Consider the following 7,743-nt stretch of genomic DNA (forward strand, 5'->3'; position numbering starts at 1 on the left):
CTGGTGACTGGTGGACAGTAAAAAGTTTACCCATTACCCATTACCAATTACCCATTACCACTTACAAACAACATAAAATATGGCAATACCTTTACTAGAATATAAACCCAGTTCACAAAACCAACGGGTTGCTGGTTACGAAGTACCCAACGAAGATACTCCCAGAGTTTACCGCATTGAAGATTATGCTTTTGGTGGTGAAGTTGAAGAATTGATTTGGGCTGCTTATCGCCAACTTTTTAGCGAACACGTCATCCTCAAATTCTACCGCCAAAGTAATTTAGAATCTCAGGTAAAAAATAAAGCTATTACTGTCCGTGATTTCATCCGGGGTTTAGCTAAATCTGACGCTTTCCAGGATTTGGTAATTAAAACCAATTCTAATTATCGCTTAGTAGAAATTGGACTCAAGCGGTTGTTAGGTCGTGCGCCTTATAACAAAGATGAAGAAATCGCTTGGTCTATCAAAATTGCTACCGATGGCTGGGATGGTTTTGTGGATGCTTTGATAGATTCTCAAGAGTATCAAAGCTGCTTTGGGGAAAATATTGTTCCTTACCAACGCCGACGTTATAAAGATAGACCCTTTAATTTAGTCACACCCCGCTATGCTGACTATTGGCGGGATAAGCTAGAAGCTGAACGCTACAAACCCGGTAGTATCAGTGACTTCATGAAAATGGCTGCTGCTGTTAATATCAGGATTGTTACTTACACACCAGTTAGCACAGCTAACATTGCAATTCCCGATACTACTAGGGAAACAGTACCCGCAGGTGTTCCTGTGTCTATCAGTCCTAGTGCTAGTTTCCCAGTTCGTTAAATCTCTTAATTAGGTATGTAACCTAATGAGAGAAAATAGTTAAAGTGCGAATTGGGAATTTTAGTGATCAAACCTAATTCTGTTTTGAAACAAACCCAATTCTGTTTTTAAACGAAACGAATTTATCAACAAGAGGAAAGACGCAGCATGGCACTGCCATTACTTCAATACAAACCATCTACCCAAAACCACCGCGTTAGCAGTTTCGGTGTTGCTGATAAAAACGAAGATACTCCTTATATCTACCGTTTAGAAGATGTTAGTTCTTACACTGACATTCAAAGCATCATTTGGGCTTCCTATCGCCAAGTTTTCAGCGAACATGAAATTTTGAAGTTTAACCGCCAAATTACTTTAGAATCTCAACTGAAAAATGGTTCTTTGTCTGTTAAAGACTTCATTCGTGGTTTAGCTAAATCCGAAGCTTTCTATCGTTTAGTTGTTTCTGTTAACAACAACTACCGTTTAGTAGATATCACCCTCAAGCGGATTTTGGGTCGTTCTGCTTACAACAAAGAAGAAGAAATTGCTTGGTCAATTGTTATTGGTACTAAGGGTTTTGATGGCTTTGTTGATGCTTTGGTAGACAGCGAAGAATATAACCAAAACTTTGGTGATAACACCGTACCTTACCAACGTAAACGCATGGAAGGTCGTCCCTATAACTTGGTTACTCCTCGTTACGGTGTGGACTTCCAAGAAACAGCAGGTACAGTCAGAACCGACTGGCGCTTTGTGTTGGAAAACTTCTACACTGCAAAGGCGAAAACAAAACGTCTCAGAGAAGGCGATCCTGGCAAGTTTGCAGATATGGCCGCTTCTCTGTCTGGTAAGGGTAACTATGCTCAAAGAATCTCTTCTTTTGACATTGATTACTTGAATGAAGTTCCTTATCGTGGTAGACGCTAAAATCGGTAATTCTCTAATTACCTATTGATTACCTAAACTTTCTACTGGGTCTGGTTTTTACTTTGATATGATAACGAGTTGGCGGTTTCTATGTTAGCTAGTTATGGTGTTAGGTGAAAACTGGACCCTTGGTTTTAGGGGCAGAAGGCAGAAAGTTGGAAAAACAAAGATAATGCTTGCTGAAAATGAAAAAAATAAAAAAATAGCTCTGTTAAGGGCGAAGCATTCAGGCGATAAATTAAGCTGTTGTGCATTTAATTTGTATAAGTGGAACAGGCATCTTGCCTGTTAAACAAGAGTTCAGAACATTAGGATTATACAATTTAGCTGTGTAACAGCTTATCAATTTTGATCACAGGTTATTTTCCGAATGCTTCGCTCCTACGACTCCTGACTGCTGACATAAATCACACTTAAATCCTATTATCTTTTATCCACCAGTAAAAAAGTAAGTCGATTGCAATATGAACCAGCGAATAACGCAGGAACAGTTAAATCAAATTATTGCTGAAGTTCAAGGTTTACAATTACGTCAAGAAGCTGAATTTGACCAACAGCAAATTCAGCAAATTTTACAAGAGTTAAATTTACCTCCAGAGTTGTTAGATGAAGCTTTGATTCAGTTGCGTCGTCGTCAAGCTTTAGAGGTGCAACAACGTCGTAATAAGTTGATAGCTTTTGGGGTGGTTGGGGCAATTATGATTACTGTTGGAAGTTTAGTATTTTTTAATCAACAACAGGCTTCCTTATTAGCTAATGTTTCTGCTCAACAAGATAGAATTACTTTGGCTGATGAAGTTGATATAAAAACTGTTTCTCGTCAAGCTAATGGTGAAGTTTTTTATCGTGTAACTTTGAAAGATGCACCGATAGGTAAAAGGTTATCTCTTAGTTGTAATTGGATTGCTCCTAGTGGAAAAATTGTGAAACAAAATGCTTATGATACTAAAGATATAACTACTTCCATTTGGAATACTCATTGTAAGTATACGATTAATTCTACTGCACCTGTGGGTAATTGGCAGGTGGAAATGTTGCTGGATGGGAGAAAAATTAGTGAAGAAATTTTTGTTGTGCAATAGTTATGTTATCCTATCATTTTATCGGTTATTGGGGTGAGAAGAAGGAAGAAAAACTCACGCAGAGACGCAGAGACGCAGAGAGAGGAGGGGAGGGAGAAAGGTTTGTTTGGAATGTGGTTTATGTGGGTTGTGAGTCTGTACCGGAGATAGAAGGAAATACTATTGCTGCTGTTTCTGCTTCGGGTTTTTCTGATGCTGATGTTTGGGTGAGGGTGGAAGATGATAGTTTGATTTTGGGTAGGGAGGTTTTTGGTAAAGTTCCTTTATTTTGGAGTTGTCAAAATAATACTGTTTGGTTTGCTTCTCGGTTAGATTTGCTTTTGGAAATAATGGATAAACCGGAAGTTTGTATTTCTGGTTTATATGGTTATTCTTGTTTTTCTTATGTTCCTACTCCTGTAACTTCTGTTAGTGGGGTGTTTTCTGTCGGTGCGGGAACTGAGGTGATTTTTAATATTGATAACGTTGGTAATTATCAGGTAATAAATAATTACAATTATCAATGGTATGAATCTCAGGAACAAATTACAGATGAAAATACCGCAGTTTCTCAATTACAAAGTTTATTAAAAAATGCGGTAGAAAGGCAAGTTGCTGATGTAAAAGATGAACCTGTGGGGGTTTTTCTTTCTGGGGGTTTGGATTCTTCTATTGTTGCTGCTTTGTTGGTACAATTGGGGGTGAAGGTTCGCGCTTATAGTTTAGATTTTGGTGAATTTGGAGTTTCTGAGTATTATTATGGGAAACAGGTGGCAGAGTTTTTGAATATTCCTATTATTAAGGTTGATGCAAGTCCGAAAAATATTAAAAACGCAATTATTCCTACTGTTAAAGCTTTAGATTTACCTTTTGGTGATGGTGTGACTGTTCCTTTATATCTTTTAAATAAAGTTGCTTCTCAAGAAACTAAAGTGATTTTTAATGGTGAAGGTGGTGATCAATTATTTGCCGGTTGGACTAATAAACCTTTAATTGCTGCGGGTATTTATCAAGGTGAACATCCCCATAAAAATGAAGATTTTATTTCACAATATTTGCGAACTTTTCACCGTCTCTGGGGTTATGAATCTAGGGTGTATCAACCGGATATTTATGCTCAGATTCAAGGTTTAAATGCTCAGGAATGGCTGTTGGATGGGTTAGATAGTCGTTTTTGTCCTTCGTTGTTACATCGTCTGCGTCGTGCTAGTTTGATGTTAAAGGGAGCGCAAAATATTCATCCCCGTGCAACTGCGTTAAGTTTTGTGCATGGTTTAAATGTGCGATCGCCTTTTTGTGATTTAAATTTAGCAAAATGGACTTTTCAGCTATCTGGTGAACTCTGTTTACAAGGTGCTTGTGAAAAGTATATCTTGAAACGCGCTGTAGAAAATTTGCTACCATCGGAAATAGTCTGGAGACAAAAGCGGGGTATGGGTGTTCCCCTAACCTCTTGGTGTGTAAATAATTTTTGGCATGATCTTGGTAATTGGTTAAATCCGGGTATACTAGAAGCGGAAAATATTTTTTACCCTGATATAGCAACAAAAATTATTACCGGAGAACTGGGAGGACATATTCAAGGACGACGCATAGGTGAGATACTTTGGTTACTTATTATGTGGGAACTTTGGTATTTTCACGTTTTTGGTGTAAAACTAGGATCAAAGTCTTGGAAGCATCCGTTTTTATTACCTCGTGGTTTATGGAAACATTACAAGAAACTGCAAAATTATTAACTCCATTTTCTCAAGAACTTGCTGAGGAATTATTAAATATTTACGATTCTCCTTTATATGTTTATGATGGTGATATTTTAAATCAAACTATTTCCCATATTACTAACTCTTTCCATTATCCTCAAACTCGGTTTTATTTTGCTAGTGTCACTAACGGGAATATTGCGTTATTGAAGATATTTAAAAATGCTGGTTGGGGACTTCATGCTAATACACCAGGTGATATTTATTTGGGTTTAAATGCTAGTTTTACACCTTCAGAAATTGTCTATAGCGGTAGTAATTTAAGTCGGGAGGAAATGGAACAGGTTTTAAATTGGGGTGTAAATACTTTAAATTTAGATAGTATTTCTCAGTTGCGTTTGTTGTGTGAGGTTTTATTATCTCACGCAAAGACGCAAAGACGCAAAGAGAAGGAAGATTTAAAGATTGGATTAAGGTTGAATGTTTCTGAAGATAGTCGCATTGGTGTTAGTATAGCAGATTTTGATCAGGCAGTTTCTATTGCTAGAGATGCTGGTTTAAAAATTACAGGATTGCATTTTTATCGGGGTACGGGAACTAATGCGACTTCTGCTTTTACTAATGTTATTGATGAGGTAATATCCATAGCAGAAAATTTACCAGATTGGCAATATTTAGATTTTGGTGGTGGTTTTGGTTATCCCTATCATCATGATAAAATTGCTTTTAATTGGGAATTTTTTGGAGATGAGTTAAGTCAAAGAATTGGCAATTTAGGGAAAAATATTAATTTGATTATTGAACCAGGACGCGCTGCTATAGCTGGTTCTGGAACTTTGTTAGCTCAAGTTGTATCTGTAAAATGGCAAGGTAATAAACAAATTTTAGGTGTAGATTCTACAGTAGCTAATCTTTCTGTTCCTGCTGTTCATGGAGGTTATCGAGAAATTGTAAGTTGGAAAAATCAAACTTATGAAAAGTATATCACAAATTATATCACGGATGTTTGTGGAAATACGACTTATTCACGGGATTATTTAGCTAAAAACTGCCAACTTCCCGCTTTAGAAATTGGTGATATAATCGCTATTTTAGATGTGGGTGCTTATGGTTATGCTATGTCTTCTCATTTTTTACATCGTCCTAAACCTGCGGAGGTGTTATTAGAAAATGGTACTCATCGGTTAATTAGAAAACGAGAAGATTACAGTGTTTTACTGAATAATCAAATAGTTTAAATATCCTACCAATTACCCATTACCAATTACCCATTACCAATTACCCATTACCAAAAAACTTATGAAATGTATTAACTGCGGAACTGATAACAATTTAAAAGATAGAACAGCAAACAACGGAAGATGTAAACAATGTCATCATCCTTTTGTTTTTGAACCCACAACAATGGGGACTTTGAAAATTACAGATCCCATGTTTGCTAAAATATTGGCAGATATTTCTGCTAATCATACTTTATATTTTACACCTAAGCAGCTTTTATATTTTTTAGATAATCGCATCCGAAACAAAGCATTTCAAACCCGTAGTTTTGTGTTTTTATATTTCTTTTTCAATATTTGGGTTACTCTCTTTGTCGGAGGAATAACAAGTGCTTTTTTACCTAATTCTTTTCTGGTTGCTAATTTAGTTTATCAAGCAGCGACTATTTTCTACTTATTTAATAACACCAAATCAAGTAAATTAACTACTGCAAGTCGCAAAGCAAGTGCTAAAACTTTACGCATTGTGGGAATATTAATTCTAGTATTGGGAATATTGGTAAGTTTAACCGTAAACTCGTTTCCTATTTTTTGTATGTTGGTCATTTTAGGAATGTTGTCAATATTTTTAGGAACTAGACAGTTAGGAAGAGTGGGAAATTTACCACAGGAATTTTTAGTTACTCAATCCAATTTAGATGGTTGGTTGGAAAATTGGCAAACAGTTAATGGTATGATTGATAGAATTTTACCTGAACCACAAAATCAAATTTCACCTGCATCTATTAACCCCGATGTGACTGCTTATAGTTTTGATAGATTGGTTGTTTGTGATAGTGCTAACATTGCACAATTATTAATTGCTAATAATTTCCATTTTGAAAATAACTGTGCAATTCTTAGTGTTAATGGTTATCCCCAAAGCATTTTTAATACAACAATGGACATGCTACGACGTAACCCCAATTTACAAGTTTTTGCATTCCATGATTGTAGTCCTAAAGGTGTGAGTTTGGTCTATCATCTCCACACCAGTGAAAATTGGTTTTTAAATAGTGAGGTGACTATTATTGATGTGGGTTTATTACCGCGTCAAATTCTTGCTAATAAGCGAGGTATGTTTATTCAAAATGCAGAGTATTTAGCTAAAAAATCCAAAGAATTACCGTTAGAAATTCGTCAGAATTTAACTGCGGAAGAGTTAGCTTGGTTAGATGCGGGTAATTTTGTGGAATTAGAATCTTTTTCACCACAAATGTTGATTAAAGTTCTCAGAAGTGGTATTTATGGAAGTTTGAATTTAGCAAGTGATGATAGTAGTTTTATGGTAGTTGCTGATTCAGGTAATGATATTTATATGGTGGAAAGTTTTGGTTAAATGTTTAGAATGCAAGTTACAGATTATGCTCCCAATATTTTGCAGATAAAAGTAAATCTGTACCAAAATCAAATGGCCATGTATCAGGAAAATCTGTTTGTTTATAATCAACGGAAACAATATCTAAAGCATCAGCATAAACTTCTGTAAATATTTGTGCTAGATAAGGTTGTAAGCTAAGAGATTCTTTCAATAAAACTTTGATTTGTTTTCGTTGTTCTACAATAGTTACTTCCCATCCATTGAAGTTTTCAGAACTGTTAACATACATCCGTTTGAGAATATGCGCTATCAAAACTAATAATCTATTTCTTAATTCCCGTCTTTCGCTTTTTCCCAGACTTTCAATCTCCTCTATTAAATGTTCAAAATCAAAATTTTCTACATCTTTTGCTTTGAGTTGAGTAACTGTTTTTTCACACCAAGCAAGAAAATCGGTTTCATATAAAATATCATGTTTTGGTATGTTTTGTATCATTACTCTTACTCCTGGAGTGATTTTTACTTGATTTTCTCAAATATATAATTAGGGGTTGCTGAGAAAGTCTTTCCGTGAGGGCATAGGAGTCAGGAGTCAGGAGTCAGGAGTCAGGAGAAGATTTGAAAATTTCTTTGCCATCTCTTGAAATCCCAAAAAATGCACACTTTT

The 7,743-nt window shown here is 35.8% G+C and carries 7 protein-coding genes; 6 read left to right on the forward strand and 1 reads right to left on the reverse strand.

Going from position 1 to position 7,743, the window contains the following annotated elements; all coding sequences use genetic code 11:
• Positions 1 to 79: 79 nt before the first annotated feature.
• From cpcG2 to FFR48_RS03505, 6 genes are all read left to right on the forward strand, one after another.
• Positions 80 to 823 carry a phycobilisome rod-core linker protein CpcG2 gene (cpcG2, locus tag FFR48_RS03480; RefSeq protein WP_137666390.1) on the forward strand — a complete coding sequence of 248 codons (744 nt, stop codon included), beginning with the start codon at positions 80 to 82 and terminating at the stop codon, positions 821 to 823.
• A gap of 147 nt (positions 824 to 970) precedes the next feature.
• A complete protein-coding gene (gene cpcG4, locus FFR48_RS03485; protein ID WP_096565065.1) occupies positions 971 to 1,732 on the forward strand; it encodes a phycobilisome rod-core linker protein CpcG4 in 762 nt (253 codons plus the stop codon).
• Positions 1,733 to 2,196: 464 nt separating this feature from the next.
• On the forward strand, positions 2,197 to 2,814 hold the full coding sequence (locus tag FFR48_RS03490; protein ID WP_137666391.1) for a DUF3859 domain-containing protein: 618 nt from the start codon (positions 2,197 to 2,199) through the stop codon (positions 2,812 to 2,814).
• Between the two features lie 2 nt (positions 2,815 to 2,816).
• The gene (locus tag FFR48_RS03495) at positions 2,817 to 4,532 is read left to right on the forward strand and encodes an asparagine synthetase B family protein (protein ID WP_137666392.1); all 1,716 of its coding nucleotides are present in this window, start codon (positions 2,817 to 2,819) and stop codon (positions 4,530 to 4,532) included.
• Positions 4,499 to 5,734: a diaminopimelate decarboxylase family protein gene (locus FFR48_RS03500; protein WP_137666393.1), complete on the forward strand. Its 1,236-nt coding sequence runs from the start codon at positions 4,499 to 4,501 to the stop codon at positions 5,732 to 5,734. The genes FFR48_RS03495 and FFR48_RS03500 overlap by 34 nt, the downstream gene beginning before the upstream one ends.
• 61 nt (positions 5,735 to 5,795) lie before the next feature.
• Positions 5,796 to 7,094, forward strand: coding sequence for a toprim domain-containing protein (locus FFR48_RS03505; RefSeq protein WP_137666394.1), 1,299 nt, complete (start codon positions 5,796 to 5,798; stop codon positions 7,092 to 7,094).
• A gap of 16 nt (positions 7,095 to 7,110) precedes the next feature.
• On the opposite strand, the gene FFR48_RS03510 is transcribed toward FFR48_RS03505, so the two are convergent.
• A complete protein-coding gene (locus tag FFR48_RS03510; RefSeq protein WP_137666395.1) occupies positions 7,111 to 7,572 on the reverse strand; it encodes a DUF29 domain-containing protein in 462 nt (153 codons plus the stop codon).
• Between the last annotated feature and the right edge of the window lie 171 nt (positions 7,573 to 7,743).

It is taken from the genome of Sphaerospermopsis reniformis (assembly GCF_005402885.1).
In the GTDB taxonomy this organism is placed as follows: domain Bacteria; phylum Cyanobacteriota; class Cyanobacteriia; order Cyanobacteriales; family Nostocaceae; genus Sphaerospermopsis; species Sphaerospermopsis kisseleviana.

Coding starts and splice junctions, on each gene's coding strand:
- cpcG2 (WP_137666390.1), top strand. CDS start 80: ATGGCAATACCTTTACTAGAATATAAACCCAGTTCACAAAACCAACGG.
- cpcG4 (WP_096565065.1), top strand. CDS start 971: ATGGCACTGCCATTACTTCAATACAAACCATCTACCCAAAACCACCGC.
- FFR48_RS03500 (WP_137666393.1), top strand. CDS start 4,499: ATGGAAACATTACAAGAAACTGCAAAATTATTAACTCCATTTTCTCAA.
- FFR48_RS03495 (WP_137666392.1), top strand. CDS start 2,817: ATGTTATCCTATCATTTTATCGGTTATTGGGGTGAGAAGAAGGAAGAA.
- FFR48_RS03490 (WP_137666391.1), top strand. CDS start 2,197: ATGAACCAGCGAATAACGCAGGAACAGTTAAATCAAATTATTGCTGAA.
- FFR48_RS03510 (WP_137666395.1), bottom strand. CDS start 7,572: ATGATACAAAACATACCAAAACATGATATTTTATATGAAACCGATTTT.
- FFR48_RS03505 (WP_137666394.1), top strand. CDS start 5,796: ATGAAATGTATTAACTGCGGAACTGATAACAATTTAAAAGATAGAACA.